The sequence below is a fragment of the Wolbachia endosymbiont of Tuta absoluta genome (assembly GCF_059414725.1).
Genome location: NZ_JBNRJY010000079.1, coordinates 1 through 451 on the forward strand (window position 1 = coordinate 1; position 451 = coordinate 451).

General features: G+C 33.7%; 1 protein-coding gene. It reads left to right on the plus strand.

Annotated elements, in window-relative coordinates; all coding sequences use genetic code 11:
• Positions 1-262, plus strand: a 262-nt coding sequence (locus ACJ5GX_RS00890) for a hypothetical protein (RefSeq protein WP_495292590.1), incomplete at its 5' end; no start/stop codon positions are given.
• Positions 263-451: the final 189 nt, after the last annotated feature.

Here is a 451-nt window from a genome sequence, read left to right on the forward strand (position 1 = left end):
AAAACGACCTGCTCATTATCTTCCTATTCTGCAGGGAATTACTAGAGCAAGCCTTGAAACTAATTCCTTTATTTCTGCTGCCTCTTTCCAAGAAACAACAAAAGTACTTACGGAAGCAGCATTTTGCGGAAAGAGTGATCGATCGTGTCTGCAAAGTTTTCGGTACGCCGTTTCTTATACCCCGTACCCACTATATATCACATACCAAATTCACGCTTGTTTTATGCATTTTGTTTTCTTGCATTTTTTTTTACAAATTTGATATTATGCATTCAAATTTAAATTTTCGAAGGTGCATTGTTGAGCTCTGAACAAACCAGCCAACCTGCCGATGAAACAAGAAAATAATATATTGTCGAATGACAAAACCGCGTACACATACAGATAGTATCTATATAATAATATAAACAATACATATAAACAAATGCATAAATAAGTAAATGATAAATAA